The sequence below is a fragment of the Roseateles sp. L2-2 genome, assembly GCF_050613215.1.
GTDB lineage: Bacteria > Pseudomonadota > Gammaproteobacteria > Burkholderiales > Burkholderiaceae_C > Roseateles > Roseateles noduli.
On the sequence record NZ_CP192509.1, the window covers coordinates 4,913,008 to 4,933,850 of the forward strand.

The window sequence follows — 20,843 nt, forward strand, 5'->3', positions numbered from 1 at the left end:
TTGCCGACAGGCGTCGGGCCTGCGATGCTTCCGGGATACAGGGAGCAGCGATGCGAGAACAGCACGCGACAAGAACGGACGAGCAGGCCGACATCGACCACCTGCAGCGCGACGTGCTGGAAGCCGTCGCGCTCGGCCGCCCGCTGGCGGCGGTCATGGACTTGCTGTGCCGCGCCGTGGAGGCGTTGGCGCCGGAGGTAATCTGCTCCGTGCTGACGGTGGACGAGGACGGCCGCGTGCATCCGCTGGCCGCGCCCAGCCTGCCGGCCTCGTTCAGCGGCGCGCTGGAGGGCTTCCAGATCGGTCCGGCGGCCGGCTCCTGCGGCACCGCCGCCTGGCGCCGCCAGCCGGTCGAGGTGACCGACATCGCCACCGATCCGCTGTGGGCCGACTTCCGCGACCTGGCGCTGCCGCACGGCCTGCACGCGTGCTGGTCGACGCCCATCCTGCTCGGCAGCGACCTGGTCGTGGCGACCTTTGCGCTGTACTACCGCGAACCGCGCGCCGCGGCGCCCTTCCACCGCCGCATGGTGCAGGCCTGCACGCAGCTGTGCCAGATCGCCTTCATGCACGACCGCCACCAGCGCGAGATCGAGCGCCTGGCCTACTTCGACGGCGTCACCGGCCTGCCCAACCGCACGCTGCTGGCCGACCGCGCCCGGCAGACGCTGATGCAGGCCGCGCGCACCGAGGCACCGGCGGCGCTGCTGCTGCTGGACATCGACCGCTTCAAGACCGTCAACGATTCGCTGGGGCACGCGGTCGGCGACCAGGTGCTCAAGCACATCTCCGCGCGCCTGCTGGCCTCGCTGCGCGACAGCGACACGCTGGCGCGACTGGGCGGCGACGAGTTCGTCGTGCTGCTGCCGGGCTGTTCGGCGGAAGACGCGATGCATGTCGCCGGCAAACTGCGCACGGCGCTGGAGGCCCCCATCCCGCTGGACGGCAGCCACGCCCGGGTGCAGATGACCGCCAGCATCGGCGTGTGCGCCTATCCGCGGGACGGCCTCGACCTCGACCAATTGCTGAAGAACGCCGACATCGCGATGTACGAGGCCAAACGTGCCGGCCGCGACTGCGCCCGCTTCTTCCTGCACGCGATGAACCAGGCGCTGGACGAGCGGCTCGACATCGAGGCGGCCTTGCGCCATGCGCTGTCCAACCAGCTGCTGCAGCTGCACTACCAGCCCAAGGTCCGGCTGACCGACCGCGCGCTGGTGGGCGTCGAGGCGCTGCTGCGCTGGCACGACGCCGAACGCGGCTGGGTGCCGCCGGACCGTTTCATCCCGGTCGCCGAGGAGAGCGGCCTGATCAATGCGCTGGACGCCTGGGTGCTGGCGCAGTCCTGCGCGCAACTGGCGCGCTGGCGCGCCGACGGGACGGCGGTGCCGGGCCTGTCGGTCAACGTCTCGCCGCAACGCTTCCACCAGGACGACGTCGCCGCGCACGCGCGAGCCCTGCTCGCGAAGCACGGGTTGGCGGCGAGCGACCTGACGCTGGAAGTCACCGAACGCCTGATGCTCGACGACACCAGCCGCCCCCGCGAACAGCTGCAGCAGTTGCACGAGATGGGCGTGGGGGTGTCGGTGGACGACTTCGGCACCGGCTACTCGAGCCTGAGCTACCTCAAGCGCCTGCCGGTGACCGAGCTCAAGCTGGACAAGAGTTTCGTGCGCGACCTTGAGCAGGACGCCGACGATCGCGCGCTGGCCAGCGCAGTGATCGGCATCGGACGTTCGCTGGGGCTCACGGTGGTCGCGGAAGGCGTCGAGACCGAGGGACAGCGCGACATCCTCGTGGCCATGGGCTGCGACGCGGCGCAGGGTTGGCTGTTCGGGCGGCCGATGGCGGCCGAGGCGCTGGCCGGATGGATGGCCGCTCGGGTCTGAGGGTCGGCCGGATCTGAAGGGCGACCGGACACGAGGGTCGGTGCCGACCGAACGGCCGGTATGTCTCGACGACTGATGCGCGTCCTCTTCTCTCGAACCTTCATGCATCCGATCGCATCGTCGCCCCTCCTCCCGACTTCTGAGCCTACCGCGGCGAGAAACCGGCCGCCCACCCGATTCGACGACCTCAGTGCCGTCGCTGCGGACATCGTGAGCGAGCTCTGGGATTGCGCCCATCCTCATGTCGACCTGCGGCGCTTCGCGCCCGCCGCCTTCGAGGAGATTCCTTCATTCTGGTTGACACACTGCGAGGAGGCGCGCTTCGTGGCCTTGCCGTCGCACTGCCCGGTCTCCGCGATCCATACGCTGATGCTGGGCCTGCCCGCCCTGGAGGGACTCCTCCTCTGGTCCCCGGGCGGGACGGCACCGATCAACGCCGCCCTCGGTCGTCATCTGAGAACCGTCATCGCGGACCTGCCCACGCTGTCCCGGGTGATGAGTCCCGCCGGTGTGAAGCTGGTCGCCTGCGGCACGGAGGACCTGCCTGCCAATGCGCTCGCATGGCAAGCCGCATGCAATACGCGGCCAAGGCGGACTTGGCCGCCGGGGCGCCCCCAGTGGCCTGAAGACAGGGCCGCGCGGACCTTGTCGATGGTTGAAGCCTCGCTGCACGCGTGCACACGCAACGACGCGGTCGCCTACCGGCTCGCCAACTGGACGGCGAGCGGCACGGACAACTCCCGACCGTCGTCCCCTGAAGCGCTGGTTCCGCGGAGGGAGCCTGCCGCGTTCGCCCATGAGGCCGCGCGCGGCTCGACAGCCCCATCGTCGAAGCAGCTCCGCCAGCGCACCCTGCAGAGGATCCAGTCGTCCTGCGAAGCGCTCATCCGGCGCCTGCCGTCGCTGCCGTCGCTGGCGCCCAGGCGCTCGCGTTCGATCTGACCCGCGCGACGCCGTCCCGGCGACCGCTTCCGGTCAGCCGGCCGCGTGCACGGGCTTGGGCGTGACGACGACGCCGTCCTCGTCGGCATACAGCCAGTCACCGGGGCGGATCCAGACGCCGTCGATCTGAACGGGCACGTCCGAGAGACCCTGCTCGCGGCGTTCGGTCGGCATCGGCACATGGCCCAGCGCGAAGAGGCCGACCTGGGCCGCGCGCAGCTCTTCCAGATCGCGCACGGCACCGTGGACCAGCACGCCGGCCCAGCCGTTCTTCGCCGCGCTGACGGCGAGGTTGCCGCCGACCAGCGAGCGCCGCAGCGAGCCGCCGCCATCGACGACCAGCACGCGGCCAGCGCCGAAGCTTTCGACCGCGGCCTTGACCTGCGAGTTGTCGTCCAGGCAGCGCACCGTCGCCACGGGGCCGGCGAAACGTGCATGGCCGCCGTAGCTGCGATACCGGCTGCCCGGCAGCCAGCGCGTATCGCCGCTGGTATCGGCCTTCAGCGAATCGCAGAGATCGCAGGTCGAGAAACGGATCGCGGCGCGGGTCGAGGCGCTGGGACTGGTCATCGGGTCACTCCTCCGGGTCGTTCAGGATCTCGATGCGTTCACCGTTGAACTCCACCACCTGACCGGCGCGGATCTTGGCGGTCTTGCGCAGATCGACCTGACCGTCGACGCGCACCTGGCCCTCGGAGATGAAGTGCCGGGCCTCGCCGCCGCTGCTGGCCAGCGAGGTGGCCTTGAGCAGCTTGTCGAGTTCGATGTACTCGCCGCGCAGGGCGAAGGGAATGGCTTCAGACATGGTGCCATTCTCCGTCAGAGGCGGCAGCCGTCGATGTCACGGGGACTTCCGCTTCAACGCGGCTTCGCGGATGCTGCTGAGCGTCGCCCGCGAGGTGGAGATCTCCACCGGCAGCTTCAGGTGGATCAGCGTGGGGACCTGGGACGAGAGCGCCTGACGGAGCGCGGGCTCGACATCCTCGGTGCGGGCCGCGGTGAAGGCCAGCCAGCCATAGGCGCCCGCGAGGGCGGCGAAGTCGGGGTTGTGCAGATCGCTGCCGCTGACGCGGCCGGGGTACTCGCGCTCCTGGTGCATGCGGATGGTGCCGTAGCTGCCGTTGTCGACCACCAGGCAGATCAGCCGGCGCGCGCCGTGCGCCATCGCGGTGGACATCTCCTGGCCGGTCATCAGGAAGTCGCCGTCCCCGGCGATGTTGACGACCCAGCGCTCGCGCTGCAGCAGCGCCGCGGCGACGGCGGCCGGGAAGCCGTAGCCCATCGCGCCGCTGGTCGGCGCGAGCTGGGTGCGGCCGCCCTGATGCAGCGCCGTGTAGCGGTGGAAGCGATGCAGCCAGCCGCTGTAGTTGCCGGCGCCGTTGGTGAAGATGGTTTCCGCCGGCAGCAGCCGGTCCAGCAGATGGATGACCTCGGCCAGATCCATCGGTCCGACGGGCAGCGCCTGCTGGTTGCGTTGGTAGTCGGCATGCGCGTCGCGCGACCACTGCAACCACGGCAGTTCCTCGAGGTCGACCGGCGGGCGCAACTGCTGCAGTGCCAGCGCGGCGCCGCTCATGCTGGCCTGGATCATCTGGTCCGCCGCATAGACGCGGCCCAGTTCCTCGGCGCCGGCGTGGATGTGCACCAGCTGCTGCGCGGGACGCGGTGCCTTGAGCAGCGTGTAGCCGCCGGTGGTCATCTCGCCCAGGCGCGGGCCGATCGCGATGACGAGGTCGGCTTCGACGATGCGTTTGGCGAGCGCCGGGTTGATGCCGATGCCGACGTCGCCCGCGTACAGCGGGTCGCGGTTGTCGTAGAGGTCCTGGAAGCGGAAGGCGCAGCCGACCGGCACCTGCCAGGCATGGGCGAAGTCCTGCAGCGCGGCGCAGGCTTCGGCGGTCCAGCCGCCGCCGCCGGCGATGACGAAGGGCCGCTGCGCGCCTTCGAGCCGGGCCTGCAGCTCGACGAGATCCGCCGGCGCCGGCCAGGCCACGGCGGGCTTGGCGCGCGGCAGCACCGGCGCGTCGGTGAGCTGCGTGAGCATGTCCTCGGGCAGCACCAGCACGACCGGGCCGGGTCGTCCCTGCATCGCGGTGTGGAACGCGCGCGCGACGTATTCGGGCAGGCGATGCGGGTCGTGCACCTCGCCGACCCACTTGGCCATGCCCAGCGTGCCCGGGCCGAACATCTGGCGGTAATCGACTTCCTGGAAGGCTTCGCGATCGCGCTGGTCGGACGCCACCTGCCCGATGAACAGGATCATCGGCGTCGAATCCTGGAAGGCCGTGTGCAGGCCGATGCTGGCGTTGGTGGCGCCGGGACCGCGCGTCACGAAGCACACGCCGGGGCGGCCGGTCAGCTTGCCCTGCGCATCGGCCATGAAGGCGGCGCCGCCTTCCTGCCGGCAGCCGATGAAGCGGATGCGCTCGCGGTGCTCATGGAAGCCGTCGAGGACCGCGAGGTAGCTCTCCCCTGGCACTCCGAAGACCTCGCTGATGCCTTGCTCGATCAGGGCCTCGACGAGGACGTGCCCGGCGGGGCGGCTGACGGTGCGGTGCTGATCCATGACGGACGACTGTAGCGAGCGGCTCCGCCATTGCAAGCGGGCGGGATGTCCCCTGTTGCGGCGCGGATGCGACTTGCGCTGCAGGGGCTGGCGGGGTCAAGTGTTGCCAGGGCTACTTCTTCGGCTCGAGCACTCGTTCCAGCGCCGAAGCCAGCTTGTTGGCCGCGGTCGAATAAACGCTGTCCGGCAACGGGTCCCTCTTCGCCGACGCGGTCCGCAGGATCGCGATCAGGAGCACCGTCGGCACTGAAAAGAGCGCAAGCATGACGCCGGCGACGCCATGCCAGGCGCCTTCGCCAATCGCAACATTGGTGCACTCGACCACACGAGACAAGGTGGATGTCACCTCGGCCACCGGGGTGCAGTTGAAAGGCCAGATTCCCATGAGCTTCAAGATGACGAGGACACCGACCAAGTACAGCACGCACGCAATGCTCAGACCGCCGAAAGTTCCGGCCCGCTTGATCTTGTAGTCGAGGACCGTGGGGTCGAATTTCTGGACTTCGGTCGACACCGGAGCATCGGTCGAGGGTGCGACGATCGGGGGCACCGGGGGCATTCCCTGCTGGAGGAGGTCGATCATTGCAGCATCCCCCTGTAGAACTGCCGCACGGACTCGTCGGAAATGATCGCCTGCTTTGAGCTCCTCGCCTGCTCCCAAGGACCGCCTGGCTCGTGACTCAGCGTGGAAAGTTGGGAAGGGGTGAACGATCCGTACCGGTCCATGACCTGATCCAGAATGCGCCAGAAGGTCGCATCGACAGGCGATGGAATCAGGGCAGCGAAAGCATTGGTCTGAGCATCGACGGTTTCGATGAGCGACGTGATCGCATCGTGGCCACTCCCTTTGAGCCGGTAGTACAACGAATTGAAGACCGGCCCGTACTCCCACGCCTCCGGACGCTCGTCGACGGCAGGAAGGCCTTGGATGGCCAGACTCCACGCATGCGTGAAGAAAACCAGCTTCTGAAGTTTCAGATGGCTCACGGAAAGCCCCCGCTGCTTGGCGAGGTGGAGCACGGCATTGGCAACGATCGCAGGGGAATACGGCATGGTCGGCAACCTCCAGAGCGAATGACTCTAGATCCGCTGCATGCCGCTGCAAACGAAGGTCGCCGCACTGTTGCGCGGGCGATGCGATGCAAGTTCCGGGACCCACCTCGATCGTTATGACGGCGTCGGGTGACCACAGATTTCAGTCATCCGACACCTCGGATTGACTTCCCCCTGAGGGGTGTCAGCGCTTCCCCTGCCGCACCAGGCTCGCCGCGCCGATACCGAGCAGCAGCGCGAACGACGCGCCGAAGAACACGGCGTTGTTCCAGTGGCGGTCCATCAGCGCGCCGAAGATCGGCGCCGCCACCGCGAAGCCTGTGTCCAGTCCCGAGTACACCGTGCCGTAGACGCGACCGGTCGCCCCGGGCGGCGCGGCGCGCTTGATCAGCATGTCGCGCGACGGGCCGGCCAGGCCGGTGCCGAAGCCCGCCGTCGCCGCGGCGATCAGCGCCGCCGTCGCCGGCAGCCAGCCCGTGGCCGTCAGCGCCAGCAGCGCCGCGGCGACGAACATCGCGCCGGCGATGTTGCGCTCCAGGTTCTGCGACTTCGCCACCAGGAAGCCGCCCACGATCATCCCCGCCGCGCCCGCCAGCATGTAGCCGGTCACGACGAAGGCGGTGCTCGCCAGGCTCACGCCGTACATCGCCGACAGCGCCGGCGACGCGAAGCTCTGGATCGCGCTCAGCGCCGAGGTCGTGAAGAAGAAGAACGAGAAGCACAGCCACACCGACGGCAGCTTCAGGAAGGCCATCGGATGCTCGTCGACCGGCGCCTTGGCCGCGCCGGCCTTCTCATGGCCCCAGGACCCCTGCGTGTCGTCGATCGCGTCGCGCTTGAAGACGAGCAGCGCGATCACGAACAGCGCCCACGCCGCCGTCGCCACGTAGCCCAGGCGCCATTCACCGGTCGCCTGGTGCATCCAGATCAGCAGCACCGGCGCCGCGGCCCAGCCCAGATTGCCGGTGATGCCGTGCACCGAGAACGCATGGCCCAGCCGCTGCTGCGACACGCGCTTGTTCAGGATCGTGAAGTCCACCGGGTGGAAGGGCGAGTTGCCCAGGCCCGCCAGCGCCGCGGCCAGCGCCAGCCCCGCGAAGCCCTGCGCCGTGCCCGCCGCCAGCGACGCCAGCACGAAGCAGCTCAACGCTGCGAACAGCACCGGCCGCGCGCCCGTCTTGTCGACCAGGAAACCCGACAGCGCCTGCCCCACGCCCGAGATCACGAAGAAGATCGTCACCAGCAGGCCCAGCTCCGAATAGCTCAGCCCGAACTCCCGCATGAACACCGGGAACAGCGGCGGCAGCAGCATGTGGAAGAAATGCGAGGTGCCGTGCGCCAGACCGATCAGGCTGATGGTCTGGATGTCCCGTGTCCGGCTCTGTGCGGCGCTCTGTTCGGGGTTCGGCGACAGGCCGGCCGCGTCGACGGTGGTGGTGGCGGTGTTCATGGACGGAATGGTGACAGGGCCTTCACGTCGGGATTACGATAGCCAGACAAGTTCTGTCGAGTTTCCGCCATGAACCTCCCCGCCCAGCACCTGACACCCCACCCGACGCCGACCCTCACGCGCCGCACCAGCCTGCCGCCGCTGGATCCGCGCCGCTACGCACCCAGCGCCGAACGCCCGGTGCGCGCCAAGTCGCGCAGCCTGGACGGATTCATGGACATCCAGGCGCACCTCCACACCTGGGGTCAGTTCGTGTTTTCGGTGACCGGTGTCGTGCGCGTGAGCACCGACCGCGCCACTTTCCTGGTCCCGCCCTCACGCGGCGTCTGGATCCCCGCTGGCGTGGTCCACGCGGTGACCGCCGTCGAGCGCTGCGAGCTGCGCACGCTCTATCTGCTGGAGCCGCCCGACGACGGCGAGGTCTGGGCGGAGAACCGGGTCCTCGAGGTTTCCCCGCTGCTGCGCGAGCTGGCCGTGCAGCTCGCGCGCGACGAGATCGAACCTGGCGACGCCGTGGCCGACCGCGAAGGCTGGATCGGCAAGCTCATCCTCGACGAGATCCGCCGCGCGCCGCGCCTGCAGCTCGGCGTCGCGCTGCCGACCGACAAGCGCCTGCGCCGGCTCTGCGAGGCCGTGCTCGCCGAGCCCATGCGCCATGCCAGCCTGGACGACTGGGCGGCGGAAGTGGGCGCGAGCGCGCGCACCGTCTCGCGGCTGTTCCGCCAGGAACTGGGCAGCAGCTACGCCCAGTGGCGCCAGCAGGCGCTGCTGGCCGAGGCGTTGCGGCTGGCCGCGCACCGCAAGCCGATGCAGGTCATCGCCGCGGAGCTCGGTTATGCCAGCGCCAGCGCCTTCACCGCGATGGTCACCCGGACAGTCGGCATGCCGCCGAGCCGGTTTTTCGGCCAGACCTAGAATTCCGACCCTATGGAACAGGTTCTCTACGACTTCGCCCGCCAGGATGCGGACGGCGCCACCTGCACCGCCCATGCGTGGGCCAAGGTGCCGGCACCGTTGACGCCCAGCCAGCGCTCGCAACTCAAGGCGCGTGCCGCCGAACTGCTCAAGGCCAAGGGGGCGGTGCTCGTCGCCCATTACTACGTCGACGGCGACCTGCAGGACCTCGCGCAGGAAAGCGGCGGCATCGTTTCCGACTCGCTGGAAATGGCGCGCTTCGGGCGTGACCACGCGGCGCAGACGCTGGTCGTCGCCGGGGTGAAGTTCATGGGCGAAAGCGCCAAGATCCTCAGCCCCGAGAAACGCGTGCTGATGCCCGACCTGGACGCGACCTGCTCGCTGGACCTGGGCTGCCCGGCCGACGACTTCGCCGCGTTCTGCGACGCGCATCCGGACCGCACCGTCGTCGTGTACGCCAACACGAGCGCCGCAGTGAAGGCGCGTGCGGACTGGATGGTCACCAGTTCCTGCGCGCTGGAGATCGTCAGCGAGCTCAAGGCCCGCGGCGAGAAGATCCTGTGGGCCCCCGACCGCCACCTGGGCCGCTACATCCAGGAGCAGACCGGCGCCGACATGCTGATGTGGAACGGCGCCTGCATCGTCCATGACGAGTTCAAGGGCCTGGAGCTGGAGCTGCTGCGCGAGCAGCATCCGGACGCGATGATCCTCGTCCACCCGGAGTCGCCGGCCTCGGTCGTCGCGCAGGCGGACGTGGTGGGCTCGACCTCGGCGCTGATCAAGGCCGTGGTCGAAGGCAAGGCGCGCGAGTACGTGGTCGCCACCGACAACGGCATCCTGCATGCGATGCGGCAGATGGCGCCGGGCAAGGTGCTGATCGAGGCGCCGACGGCGGGCAACAGCGCGACCTGCAAGAGCTGCGCGCACTGCCCGTGGATGGCGATGAACGGCCTGCAGGGGCTGGTCGACTGCCTGGAACGCGGCACCGGCGAGATCTTCGTCGAGGAGGCGATCCGGGTCGAAGCGAAGTCGTGCATTGACCGCATGCTGGACTTCACCGCCAAGCTCAAGGCGAAGAAGGCCGCGGAAGCGGGCGCGATGGTGCCGGGCATCGGCGCGGCCTGACCGCACTTCGACGGCCGCTGGCCCTCACCCCCACCCTCTCCCGCAGTGCGGGAGAGGGGGCCACCCCAGTGCTCCTGCCACGAATGGCTCGGTGCATTCTCGCTCCCTCTCCCGCAGTGCGGGAGAGGGGGCCACCCCAGTGCTCCTGCCACGAATGGCTCGGTGCATTCTCGCTCCCTCTCCCGCTTGCGGGAGAGGGGGCCACCCCAGTGCTCCTGCCACGAATGGCTCGGTGCATTCTCGCTCCCTCTCCCGCTTGCGGGAGAGGGGGCCACCCCAGTGCTCCTGCCACGAATGGCTCGGTGCATTCTCGCTCCCTCTCCCGCTTGCGGGAGAGGGTGGGGGTGAGGGCCAGCGGCCGTGGCAGTACGCCCCGCGCGAACGAGTGTCCGCGGGGCTTTCCATTTGTGTGAGCGTCGGCCTATGCTGTGGCCATTCCAGCTGCCCGTTGCAGGACCCGCTCATGGACTTCACCTCGCTCTACAACCATCACGAACGCGAAGTGTTTGCCGCGGTGATGGAGACCGCGCCGCAGTTCCCCGAGATCCATCGCGAGGCAGAGCTGCTGGCCGACGTCGCCTGCGTCGCGCTGAACCGGCTCCCGCCGCGCTACATCCGTCATGCCGTCGACTACTCGTTCTACCTGACCGAGCAGGAGCGGCTGGACGTCGACGCCGCGATCAAGGAAGCGGTCAGCTACGCCTACAACTTCGTGCAAGCGCGCAGCGTGCTTCGCACGAAACAGCGATAACCGAAGGCGCAGTCCAAAGGGCTCACTGGGGCCGGAATGGGGCTTGGGGTTCGCGGACGCGAGGCCCCATGCCCCGTGGAGAGCCCGCGCTTGGCGACGGCAGGCCTCTTGGAAGTCAGCGCGTATTCCCGTTCCGCACCAGCACCGTGGGCAGACTTGCCGGCAGCGTGCGCGGGTAGTCGCGGCTGTAGTGCAGCCCGCGGCTTTCATGCCGCAGCAGCGCCGATCTCACGATCAGTTCCGCGCAATCGACCAGGTTGCGCAACTCCAGCAGATCGCGGCTGACGCGGAAGTTGGCGTAGTAGTCGTCGATCTCCGCGCGCAGCAGGTCGATGCGGTGCAGGGCGCGTTCCAGCCGCTTGGTGGTACGCACGATCCCGACGTAGTTCCACATCAGCAGGCGCAACTCGTCCCAGTTGTGGGCGATGACCACCTGCTCGTCCGCGTCCTCGACCTGGCTTTCGTCCCAGGCCGGCAGCGGTGCGGGCGGGAGCACTTCCTGCGCGAGGATGTCCGACGCGCAGCCGCGGCCGAGCACCACGCATTCCAGCAGCGAGTTGCTCGCCAGCCGGTTGGCGCCGTGCAGCCCGGTGTGGGCGGTTTCGCCGACCGCGTAGAGTCCCGGCAGATCGGCGCGGCCCTGCAGGTCCGACACCACGCCGCCGCAGGTGAAGTGCACGGCCGGCACGACCGGGATCGGCTGGCGCGCGATGTCGATGCCCAGCGCGAGGCAACGCGCGTGCACCGTCGGGAAGTGTTCCTTCAGGAAGGCTTCGCCCAGGTGCGTGGCGTCCAGCCACACGTGGTCGAGGCCGTGCTTTTTCATCTCGAAGTCGATGGCCCGGGCGACCACGTCGCGCGGCGCGAGTTCGAGCCGCTCATCGTGCGCCGCCATGAAGCGCGTGCCGTCCGGCAGCTTCAGGTGACCGCCCTCGCCGCGCAGCGCCTCCGTGATCAGGAAGCTGCGTTCCTGCGGGTGGTACAGGCAGGTCGGGTGGAACTGGATGAACTCCATGTTGGCGATGCGGCAGCCTGCGCGCCACGCCATGGCGATGCCGTCGCCGGTGGAGGTGTCCGGATTGGTCGTGTAGCGGTAGACCTTGCCGGCGCCGCCGGTGGCCATCACGACGGCCCGCGCCGCGATCGCGTCGACGCGCTGGGCGTCCATGTCCAGCGCGTAGATGCCGTAGCAGCGCGACGGTTCCTCCCGCTGCACATGGCGCGAGGTGATCAGGTCCAGCGCCATCCAGCGCTGGCGCAGCTGGATGTTGGGATGCGCGTGCGCCTTGGCCAGCAGCGCGTCGTGGATGGCCTTGCCGGTCGCGTCGGCGGCGTGGGCAATGCGGCGCACCGCGTGGCCGCCCTCGCGGGTCAGGTGCAGCCCGAGCGGTCCCTGTTCGTCGAGCGTGAACGGCACGCCCTGCTCCACCAGCCAGCCGACGGCGTCGGCGCTGCGTTCGGCGATGAAGCGCGCGGTGGCTTCGTCGACGAGGCCGGCGCCGGCCTCCTGCGTGTCGCGGACGTGGCTCTCGATGCTGTCGTCCGAGCCGAGCACCCCGACGATCCCGCCCTGGGCCCAGGCCGTGGCGGCCTCGTTGAGCTCGCGCTTGGCCAGCACGATCACCGGCACGCGGTCGGCGAGGTGAAGCGCCACGGTCAATCCGGCCAGGCCGGCACCCACGATCACCACCGGCGCCAGCGCGGCGTCGGTCCGAACAGCTGCTGTCATCGTCATCGCCCGGTCATCGGGGCGTCATCGCTAGGGAGTCGGGGATTCTAAGCAACCGGGACGAACACATGCTCGCCGCTGCCTTCTCCGGCGAAGAGCGCAGCGTTCGCGTCGAGCAATTCGGCGGCGAGCGCGCTCCCGGCGACGCGCAGGGTCCAGGAGTTCGACGTGGCCGCCGCTCCTTCGACCTGCAAGGCGCTTCGCTCGATCGCCGCCAGGAAGTCCTGCACCGCCGGCGTGTGGATGACGATGCCGTTGCCCCGCCATCCCGCGAGGTGGACGCCGAGGGCCTCGCAGATCGCGACCTTGGCCGCGGCTTCGCGGCCGAGTTCGCCCTGGAAGCTCCGGACCCTCGCCTGGACGTCCTGCGGCATCCGGCCGTCCTCCTCCACCAGGATCACACCGGCGGGCGACTGCCAGGCCTCGGGCGGACAGGCCCGGGTATCCGTGCGGAACACGCTCAGCGGGTGCGTCGGCGCGGGATAGAGACGGCAGACCGCGGGGCGTCCGTCGTAGATCCGGCAGGCGTTGTCGTCGGCCAGGTTCGGGCAGCCGGCCTGCAGGTCGGCCCCGAAGACGGGGGCCACGCGCATGGACATCGCGCCCGAGCGCAGCTCGACGCCGTAGTCGACCGGCAGTTGAAGGCCGTGAAACCCCGACTGCTCGCCGTCGACCGGAAAGGCTTCCAGCAGCACGGCCACGCGATGGCCGCGGCGCAACCAGGCTGCGGTCTCGGCCAGCGTCAGGGTCATGAAGCCGTGCCGGCCCCGGCAGCATTCGCCGCAACCGACGCAGTGGAACCGGATGGGGGGTCGGGTCATGCCGGCGCCCGCCTTTCGAAGTCGACGATCGCCGGATTCTGACAAGCCCGGCGGGACTAGAACAGCGGCTTCTCGCCCGCCAGCACGCGCAGGTCGTCGAGCAGCTGCAGCTGCTCATGGGCCTTGTCGTAGAAGCCGTCGGCGCCGTGCTTCTCGCACAGCGAGCGGTAGAAGTCGGGATCGCGGCTGCTGAGCACCCACAGCTTGCCGGTGTAGCCGCCCGCCCGGGCGCGTCGCAGCACGTGCATGCCGGAGCCGACCTGCAGGTTCAGGTCGAGCAGCACGACCTCGGGCTTGAGCACCGAGATCGCCTGGACCGCGTCTTCCTCGCTGTCCGCGTAACCCACCACTTCCACGAAATCGAGTCCCTCGAACAATCGCAGGAACTGCTCGCGAACAAACTCGGAATCCTCGACGAGCAAGACGCGCATGCCCTCCCCTTCCTCTCACTGAATCGTTCGCCGCATTCTGGCGCGGCGCCGAATCACGCGCAGCCGTCAGGGACGTCGACTTCGCAACGGAGCGTAAATCGGGCGCCTGCGGCGTGCGCTGTGCGCGCCGGATTCAGACCACGGCGGCGATCGCCGTGCACACGCCGCCCAGGCCGGCCGCCGAGGCGAGGAAGGTGACGTCGCGGCGCTCGCTGCCGCCTTTCCAGGCCATCAGCGCGACGAGGGCCAGCGTGCCGGTGAAGAGCAGACCGGCGATGACGGGGGTGGTGAGGAAGTCCAAGGTCGTTCGGAAGTCGGGTGGAGGGAAGGCCGCAGTGTGGGCGGCCCGCGCACTCCGCTCAAGGTCGAACTTCCTTGCCGGCGATTCGGCTTTGCCGATCTCAGGCGGCGCTGATCGTCTTCGGTTCGAGGAAGGCCTCCATGCCCCTCACGCCGAACTCGCGACCCACGCCCGATTGCTTGACGCCGCCGAACGGCGCCAACAGATCCGGCGCGACGCGGTTGATCAGCACCGTCCCCGCCTGCAGTCGCGCGGCCACGCGTCGCGCACGGTCCGCGTCGGTCGAGAACACGTAGGCCTGGAGCCCGTACGGCGAGTCGTTGGCGACCGCGATGGCCTCGTCCTCCGAGTCCACCGGCAGGACGGACAGCACCGGGCCGAAGATCTCCTCGCGGGCGATGTCCATGTCGTTGCGGACGTCGGCGAAGACGGTGGGACGGACGAACCAGCCGCGATCGAGTCCATCGGGACGCCCTTCCCCGCCGGCGATCAGCGTCGCGCCCTGGTCGATGCCGCGGCGGATGAAGTGCTGGACGCGCTCGTACTGCGCGCGGCTGACCATGGGACCGATCGTCGTCGCCGGATCGCGCGGATCGCCGACGCGCAGCGCGGCGACGGCGGAGCGGATCCGCTCGACCACCTCCGCCGTCCGCGCTCGCGGCACCAGCAGGCGCGTCCCCGCCACGCAGGCCTGCCCGCTGTTCATGAAGGCCGCGCCCAGCGCGAGCGGAATCGCTGCGTTCAGGTCCGCATCGTTCAGCAGCAGCGACGCCGACTTGCCGGTCAGCGCCAGGCTCACGCGCTTCATCGTGTCGACGGCGCCGCGCGCGATCAGCTTGCCGGTCGGCGTCGATCCGGTGAACGACAGCTTGGTCACGCCGGGATGGGTGCCGATCTCGGCGCCGACGTCCAGGCCGCGACCGGTCACGATGTTGACGACGCCGGGTGGCAGCCCCGCTTCATGAATCGCGCGGGCCACGACGTGCGCCTGCCACGGACTCAGCTCGCTGGGCTTGATCACCGTGGCACAGCCGGCGGCGATCGCCGACGCGAGCTTGCTCGCCATCGTGCCGGCGGTGCTGTTCCACGGCGCGAAGAGCGCCGACACGCCGACCGGCGCCATCACGACCGTCGAGCCGCCGACGGGCCGTTCGAAGGCGTAGGTCGACAACACCCGCGCCGCATCGCCGAAACACTGCGAGGCGTAGTTCGCGACCCATTGCGCGCGGGCGACGAGGCCGCCGTATTCGGTGATCGTCGCCTCGAGGATCTCGTCGGCGTGCGCCAGCATCGATGCCCGGAGACGCTCCAGCAACCCGATCCGTTCCGCGACGACGCTCCCTCCGAACGCCGGCTGGGCGTGCATCGCGGCCTCGACCGCGCGCCGGGCATCGTCGCGATTCGCGAGCCGGGCCTGGCCGACCACCTCTTCGGTGGCGGGATCCACGATATCGACGAGCTCCTCGCCCGTCACCGGCACGAAGGCGCCATCGATGTAGTTCTGGTCGAAGGTCCGCATGACCCGTCCTTTCGGCGTCGGTCTCGGCGGATGCCGCGACTCGATGGAACGACTGTAGAAATCCAGAGCCGTTTCGATAAGCCAGTCAATGCTGGACGCATCGTCCCAGTTCCAGGAACAATGCCTCATGCAGAAAGACAGCCTGACCGAATTCGAGGTCGTGCTCGCCGTCGCGCGCCGGCAGGGTTTCCGACCGGCGGCGACGGAGCTCGAGATGTCGACCTCCGCCGTCAGCAATGCGGTCGCGGGCCTGGAGGCGCGCATGGGCGTGCGGCTCTTCCACCGCACGACGCGCAGCGTGTCGCTCACGGAGGCGGGACGTCGATTCGTCGAGCGGGTCGGACCGGCGGTCGCGCAGATCCAGGAGGCCGTCGCGGCGGCGGACGACCGCGCGGGCGCGCCTGCCGGCACCTTGCGCCTCAACAGCTCGCTGGGCGCGGCGCAGATGGTGTTCCGGCCGGTCCTGGCGGAGTTCCTGCGCCGGTACCCCGACGTCACGCTCGACGTCGTCACCGAGGGCCGGCTGGTCGACATCGTCGCTGAAGGCTTCGACGCCGGGCTGCGACTCGCGCCGCAGGTGCCGCGCGACATGATCCGCGTGCCGATCGGCCTGCCGCTGCGGATGGCGGTGGTCGCTTCGCCCGATTACTTCGAGCGCCACGGCACGCCGTCGACGCCCGCCGACCTCGCCCGCCATGCGTGTATCCGCGCGCGGATGCCGAGCGGCCTGCCGTCGCCCTGGGAGTTCGCGCAGGCGAAGCGCGGCAAGGCGGCGGCGACGCGCGAAGCGCTCGACGTGCCCGGCCCGATGGTGCTGGACTCGCCGCTGCTGATGCTGGAAGCGGCGCGCGCGGGACTGGGACTTGCGCAGATCGCCGAGTGGTACGTCGCTGAAGACCTCGCCAGCGGTCGACTCCGCCGCGTGCTGGACGACTGGGCCGCGCCGCTGGCGGCGCTCTGCCTGTACTACTCAGGCCACCGCCACATCCCGGCAACGCTGCGCGCGCTGATCGACCTCATCCACGAGATCAATCGCTGAAGCCTGCGGAGAGAGGGAGCAAGAAGCGCCGCATGACTGCTTGGACCCCGCGCGCTGCGCGCGCCCCTCACCCCTGCCCTCTCCCGCAAGCGGGAGAGGGAGCAAGAGGAGCAGGCGTTACGACCAGGGCCGGTCGGACTCCCTCTCCCGCTTGCGGGAGAGGGCGGGGGTGAGGGCCAGCGGCGGTGGCAGTACTGAAGCCCGCCAGCTGCAGAAGGCGGAGGCGACGGTGTCCGCCGACGCCGGTCTCAGCCCTTCTTCGCCACCAACGTCAGGATGTCGTAGCTCGCCACGAGCTCGCCGCGCTGGTTGGTGACCTGCACGTCCCAGGCGACCACCCCTTGCGGCGGCTGGTCCGGGCGATTGCCGCGGTCGATGCGGCGCTTGCAGGTGAGCCGCGCCTGGATGGTGTCGCCGATGGCCACGGGATTCACGAAGCGCAGCGTGTCCAGCCCGTAGTTGGCAAGGACCGGCCCCGGCGCCGGCGACACGAACAGCCCCGCCGCCGCCGACAGCACGAAGTAGCCGTGCGCGATGCGCTGGCCGAATTGCGTGTCCTTGGCCGCGACCTCGTCGAAGTGCATGTAGAAGTAGTCGCCGCTGATGCCGCCGAAGTTGACGATGTCCGCCTCGGACACGGTGCGGCGATGCGTCAGCAGCGAGTCGCCGACCTGGATCTCCTCGAAGTGCTTGCGGAACGGATGGATGGCATCCTCGGTGACCTTGCCGCCGCGCACGTACTCGCCGGTGATGGCCGTGAGCATCGTCGGCGAGGCCTGCACCGCGCAGCGCTGCAGGTAGTGCTTGACGGCGCGGATGCCGCCGAGCTCCTCGCCGCCGCCCGCGCGGCCCGGACCGCCGTGCTTGAGCATCGGCAGCGGGGAGCCGTGTCCCGTCGATTCGCCCGCCGCGTCGCGGTCCAGCACCAGCAGCCGGCCGTGGAAGGCCGCCGCGTGATAGACGGCCTGCGCGGCCAGCGCCGGCGTCTTCGTGACCACCGAGCCCACCAGGCTGCCGCGCCCCTTGGCGGCGAGCGCCAGCGCTTCGTCGAAGTCACCGTAGCTCATCAGCGTCGACACCGGACCGAAGGCCTCGACGTTGTGCACCGCCTCGTTGGTCATCGCGTCGCGGCACAGCAGCAGCGTCGGCGCGAAGAAGGCGCCGTCGCCCACGCCCTCGCCCACCGGTGCGAAGCCGTCACGCTCGCCGTAGACGATCTCGTTGCCCTGCGCGAGCTGCGCCAGGCGCTCGGCCACGTCGGCCTGCTGCGCCTTGGACGACAGCGCGCCCATGCGCACGCCTTCGACGGACGGATCGCCGATCCTGATCTTCGCGAGCCGCTCGCGCAGCGCCGCGGCCACCGCGTCGATCTGCGCCGCCGGCACGATCGCGCGGCGGATAGCCGTGCACTTCTGGCCGGCCTTGGCGCTCATCTCCCGCATCACTTCCTTGACGAAGAGATCGAATTCGGGATCGCCAGGCACGACGTCCGGCGCCAGGATCGCGCAGTTGAGGCTGTCCGCCTCCGCGTTGAACGGCACCGAGCGGCGGATGAGATTCGGATTCACGCGCAATTGCGCTGCCGTGTCCGCCGAGCCCGTGAAGGTGACGACGTCCGTCTCCTCCAGTCGGTCGAGCAGATCGCCGGAACCGCCGATGATCAGCTGCAACGCGCCGGCCGGCAGCAGGCCGGACTGCTCGATCAGGCGGACGCAGGCCTCGGCGACGTAGCTGGTCGCCGTGGCCGGCTTGACGATGCAGGGCATGCCGGCGAGGAAGCTGGGCGCGAACTTCTCCAGCATCCCCCACATCGGGAAATTGAACGCGTTGATGTGCACGGCGACGCCGCGCTTGGGCACCAGCACGTGGGTGCCCATGAACTGCCCGAGCTTGCCCAGCGCCTGCGCCGGACCTTCATGGACGATGTTGCTCGACGGCAGTTCGCGGCGGCCCATGGACGCGTAGGCGAAGAGCGTGCCGAAGCCGCCTTCGATGTCGATCCACGAATCGGGCCGCGTCGCGCCGGTGTGCGCGGAGATCGCGTAGAGCGATTCCTTGTGTTCCTGCAGATAGGTCGCGATCGCCTTCAGGATCGCGGCGCGCTGCTGGAAATCGAGCGCCAGCAGCGCGGGCAGCGTCTTCGTGCGCGCGAAATGCAGGCTCTCGCCGAAGTCGATCTCCTCGGCATGGGTCTGCGTCACCAACCGTCCGTTGACGGCGCTGTGCAGGCCGCGCGCGGCGGTCGAGCCGATCCAGCGACCGGCGATCAGGCTTTGGAGGACGGGGGTAGCGCTCATGGCAACTCTTTCGAACGTCAGAAACGAACGAGGGCGGGACGTTGTGCGTCCCGCCCTCAGGTCAACGTATCAGGGCTGGTACTTCCAGGTCCCGTTTTCGATCTTCACCATCACGCGGGCACGTTGGTCCAGACCCAGATGGTCATTGGGCGACATCGTGAAGACACCATGCGCGGCCGGCAGTTCCTTCACGCCTTCGAGCGCATCGCGCAGCGCCGCGCGGAACTGCGGCGTGCCCGGCTGGGCCTTCTTGATGGCCTCCGGAATCGCGGCCTGCAACAGCAGGCCTGCGTCCCAGGCGTGACCGCCGAAGGTCGACACGCTGCCCTTGCCGTACGCGCCCTCATAGGCCGTCACGTAGGTCTTGGCGCTCCTCTTGGCCGGATGGTCCGCGGGCAGCTGATCCACGACCAGCACCGGGCCCGAGGGCAGGAAGGTGCCCTCGACGTCCTTGCCGCCGACGCGCAGGAAGTCGTTGTTGGCCACGCCGTGGGTCTGGTAGTACTTGCCCTGGTAGCCGCGCTCCTTGAGCGTCTTCTGCGGCAGCGCCGCCGGCGTGCCGCTGCCGCCGACCAGCACCGCGTCGGGCTTGGCCGCCATGATCTTCAGCACCTGGCCGGTCACCGAGGTGTCGGTGCGGTTGTAGCGCTCGTTGGCGACGATGCTCAGGCCCTTGCTGGCGGCGACCTTGTTGAACTCGCCGTACCAGCCTTCGCCGTAGGCGTCCGCGAAGCCGATGTAGGCCACCGTCTTCACACCCTGCGCCTGCATGTGACCGGCGATGGCCAGCGCCATCATGATGTCGTTCTGCGGCGTCTTGAAGACCCACTTCTTCTTGGCGTCCATCGGTTCGACGATGCGGGCCGAGGCCGCCATCGAGATCATCGGCACCTGCGCCTCCGACACCGCGTCGATCATCGCCAGCGAGTTCGGCGTGACCGTGGAGCCGACGACCACGTCGACCTTGTGCTCGGTGATCAGCTTGCGCGTGTTGGCGACGGCGGTGGTCGTGTCCGACGCGTCGTCCAGGATGATGTAGTTGACCTTCTGTCCGGCGATGGTCTTGGGCATCAGCGAGAAGGTGTTCTTCTCCGGGATGCCCAGCGACGCCGCCGGCCCCGTGGCCGACACGGTCACGCCGACGTTGATGTCCGCCCACGCGCTGCCGCCCGCGCCCATCAGCGCGGCCCCCGTCATGGCCACGGCCGACAGGGTCTTCTCGATGCGTTTCATGTCGTCTCCTTCGGAATATGTTTTTCAGGAACGCAAGGTCAATGAGGTACTGCTACTGCGATGACTGCACGGAATGCATGTCGGGAGCGATGGTCCTCCGCCAAGCCTTCATGAGACTTGCGGCGCCGCCGGGTCGAGTTCGTTGCGCTCGTGGCGCGCCGAAGGATCGGTGAGTTCGGTCCGCACCGCGCCGAGTCCGCCGAAGAACAGGTCCGCCACCATGGGCGCGACCGCCTCGTAGGTCAGTGCGCCGTCGGGCCGCAGCCAGGTGAAGGTCCAGTTGATCATGCCGAACAGCAGCATGGTCAGCGGCTTGTGCAGATGCGCGCCGCGCAGCTCCGGCCGCACCGCGGCCACCGCGTCGGCGAAGCGGCCCACGACCTGGCGCTCGACCGCGACCATGCGCTCGCGATGCTCGTCGTCGAGGAACTTCAGGTCCTCGGTCAGCACGCGGTGCTCGTTCTGCGCCTCGCCGTAGGCCCGCACGAAGCGGTGGATCAGCCCGCGCAGATGCTCCGGCGGCGGCAGCTGCTGCGCCGTGACCTCGTCGACCAGGTCGACCAGGTGCTGCAGGTGGTTCTGGCAGATCTGCGCGAGCAGCTCATGCTTGTCGCGGACGTAGTGGTACAGCGTGGGCTTGCTGACCGCGCAGGCCTCGGCGACCTGGTTCATCGAGGTCGCGGGGTAACCCTGGTTGGCGAAAAGTCGGGCGGCCTGCGCGAGGATCTCCTCGCGGGTGGCATCGAATCCGGGAGCTCGACCTCGGGCCATGAAATGTCTTT

General features: G+C 69.2%; 20 protein-coding genes. 6 read left to right on the top strand and 14 right to left on the bottom strand.

What is annotated here, in order from left to right; all coding sequences use genetic code 11:
• The first annotated feature begins 50 nt into the window (after positions 1–50).
• Positions 51–1,889 (top strand): putative bifunctional diguanylate cyclase/phosphodiesterase, encoded by a 1,839-nt coding sequence (locus tag ACQZ13_RS21895; protein ID WP_431048065.1) that lies wholly within the window; start codon positions 51–53, stop codon positions 1,887–1,889.
• Between the two features lie 102 nt (positions 1,890–1,991).
• Positions 1,992–2,831: a hypothetical protein gene (locus ACQZ13_RS21900; RefSeq protein WP_431048066.1), complete on the top strand. Its 840-nt coding sequence runs from the start codon at positions 1,992–1,994 to the stop codon at positions 2,829–2,831.
• A gap of 33 nt (positions 2,832–2,864) precedes the next feature.
• On the opposite strand, the gene rraA is transcribed toward ACQZ13_RS21900, so the two are convergent.
• The 6 genes from rraA to ACQZ13_RS21930 all read right to left on the bottom strand — a co-directional run bounded on the left by rraA (position 2,865) and on the right by ACQZ13_RS21930 (position 7,900).
• Positions 2,865–3,401, bottom strand: a complete 537-nt coding sequence (gene rraA / locus ACQZ13_RS21905) for a ribonuclease E activity regulator RraA (RefSeq protein WP_431048067.1) — start codon at positions 3,399–3,401, stop codon at positions 2,865–2,867.
• A gap of 4 nt (positions 3,402–3,405) precedes the next feature.
• Positions 3,406–3,636 carry an RNA-binding S4 domain-containing protein gene (locus ACQZ13_RS21910; protein ID WP_431048068.1) on the bottom strand — a complete coding sequence of 77 codons (231 nt, stop codon included), beginning with the start codon at positions 3,634–3,636 and terminating at the stop codon, positions 3,406–3,408.
• 36 nt (positions 3,637–3,672) lie between these two features.
• On the bottom strand, positions 3,673–5,397 hold the full coding sequence (locus tag ACQZ13_RS21915) for a thiamine pyrophosphate-binding protein (protein ID WP_431048069.1): 1,725 nt from the start codon (positions 5,395–5,397) through the stop codon (positions 3,673–3,675).
• 112 nt (positions 5,398–5,509) lie between these two features.
• Complete coding sequence (locus ACQZ13_RS21920) at positions 5,510–5,980, bottom strand: hypothetical protein (RefSeq protein WP_431048070.1); 471 nt, start codon at positions 5,978–5,980, stop codon at positions 5,510–5,512.
• Complete coding sequence (locus tag ACQZ13_RS21925) at positions 5,977–6,450, bottom strand: Panacea domain-containing protein (RefSeq protein WP_431048071.1); 474 nt, start codon at positions 6,448–6,450, stop codon at positions 5,977–5,979. The genes ACQZ13_RS21920 and ACQZ13_RS21925 overlap by 4 nt, the downstream gene beginning before the upstream one ends.
• Positions 6,451–6,634: 184 nt before the next feature.
• Positions 6,635–7,900, bottom strand: a complete 1,266-nt coding sequence (locus tag ACQZ13_RS21930) for an MFS transporter (RefSeq protein ID WP_431048072.1) — start codon at positions 7,898–7,900, stop codon at positions 6,635–6,637.
• 69 nt (positions 7,901–7,969) lie between these two features.
• Between ACQZ13_RS21930 and ACQZ13_RS21935 the strand changes: the two genes are divergently transcribed.
• The 3 genes from ACQZ13_RS21935 (at position 7,970) to ACQZ13_RS21945 (ending at position 10,691) form a co-directional block, all read left to right on the top strand.
• Positions 7,970–8,815, top strand: coding sequence for an AraC family transcriptional regulator (locus tag ACQZ13_RS21935; RefSeq protein ID WP_431048073.1), 846 nt, complete (start codon positions 7,970–7,972; stop codon positions 8,813–8,815).
• Between the two features lie 12 nt (positions 8,816–8,827).
• Complete coding sequence (gene nadA, locus ACQZ13_RS21940; RefSeq protein ID WP_431048074.1) at positions 8,828–9,940, top strand: quinolinate synthase NadA; 1,113 nt, start codon at positions 8,828–8,830, stop codon at positions 9,938–9,940.
• A 463-nt stretch (positions 9,941–10,403) separates the two neighbouring features.
• Positions 10,404–10,691 (top strand): late competence development ComFB family protein, encoded by a 288-nt coding sequence (locus ACQZ13_RS21945; protein WP_067269232.1) that lies wholly within the window; start codon positions 10,404–10,406, stop codon positions 10,689–10,691.
• Positions 10,692–10,806: 115 nt separating this feature from the next.
• Here the strand turns inward: ACQZ13_RS21945 and nadB are convergent, their stop codons facing one another.
• The 5 genes from nadB to ACQZ13_RS21970 all read right to left on the bottom strand — a co-directional run bounded on the left by nadB (position 10,807) and on the right by ACQZ13_RS21970 (position 15,492).
• Positions 10,807–12,420 carry an L-aspartate oxidase gene (gene nadB / locus ACQZ13_RS21950; RefSeq protein WP_431048075.1) on the bottom strand — a complete coding sequence of 538 codons (1,614 nt, stop codon included), beginning with the start codon at positions 12,418–12,420 and terminating at the stop codon, positions 10,807–10,809.
• A 47-nt stretch (positions 12,421–12,467) separates the two neighbouring features.
• On the bottom strand, positions 12,468–13,241 hold the full coding sequence (locus tag ACQZ13_RS21955; protein ID WP_431048076.1) for a YkgJ family cysteine cluster protein: 774 nt from the start codon (positions 13,239–13,241) through the stop codon (positions 12,468–12,470).
• A 56-nt stretch (positions 13,242–13,297) separates the two neighbouring features.
• Entirely contained in the window at positions 13,298–13,672 is a 375-nt protein-coding gene (locus ACQZ13_RS21960) for a response regulator (RefSeq protein ID WP_088408962.1), read from the bottom strand.
• Positions 13,673–13,805: 133 nt separating this feature from the next.
• Positions 13,806–13,973, bottom strand: a complete 168-nt coding sequence (locus tag ACQZ13_RS21965) for a hypothetical protein (RefSeq protein ID WP_377156579.1) — start codon at positions 13,971–13,973, stop codon at positions 13,806–13,808.
• 100 nt (positions 13,974–14,073) lie between these two features.
• The gene (locus ACQZ13_RS21970) at positions 14,074–15,492 is read right to left on the bottom strand and encodes an aldehyde dehydrogenase family protein (RefSeq protein WP_431048077.1); all 1,419 of its coding nucleotides are present in this window, start codon (positions 15,490–15,492) and stop codon (positions 14,074–14,076) included.
• Positions 15,493–15,619: 127 nt separating this feature from the next.
• On the opposite strand from ACQZ13_RS21970, the gene ACQZ13_RS21975 reads away from it, so the two are divergent.
• Positions 15,620–16,531 (top strand): LysR family transcriptional regulator, encoded by a 912-nt coding sequence (locus ACQZ13_RS21975; protein ID WP_431048078.1) that lies wholly within the window; start codon positions 15,620–15,622, stop codon positions 16,529–16,531.
• Positions 16,532–16,779: 248 nt separating this feature from the next.
• Here ACQZ13_RS21975 and paaZ read toward each other — a convergent pair whose 3' ends face one another.
• The 3 genes from paaZ to ACQZ13_RS21990 form a co-directional block, all read right to left on the bottom strand.
• Positions 16,780–18,828, bottom strand: coding sequence for a phenylacetic acid degradation bifunctional protein PaaZ (gene paaZ / locus ACQZ13_RS21980; protein ID WP_431048079.1), 2,049 nt, complete (start codon positions 18,826–18,828; stop codon positions 16,780–16,782).
• A gap of 69 nt (positions 18,829–18,897) precedes the next feature.
• Positions 18,898–20,025 (bottom strand): ABC transporter substrate-binding protein, encoded by a 1,128-nt coding sequence (locus tag ACQZ13_RS21985; protein WP_431053334.1) that lies wholly within the window; start codon positions 20,023–20,025, stop codon positions 18,898–18,900.
• Between the two features lie 144 nt (positions 20,026–20,169).
• Complete coding sequence (locus ACQZ13_RS21990; RefSeq protein ID WP_431048080.1) at positions 20,170–20,832, bottom strand: TetR/AcrR family transcriptional regulator; 663 nt, start codon at positions 20,830–20,832, stop codon at positions 20,170–20,172.
• Positions 20,833–20,843: the final 11 nt, after the last annotated feature.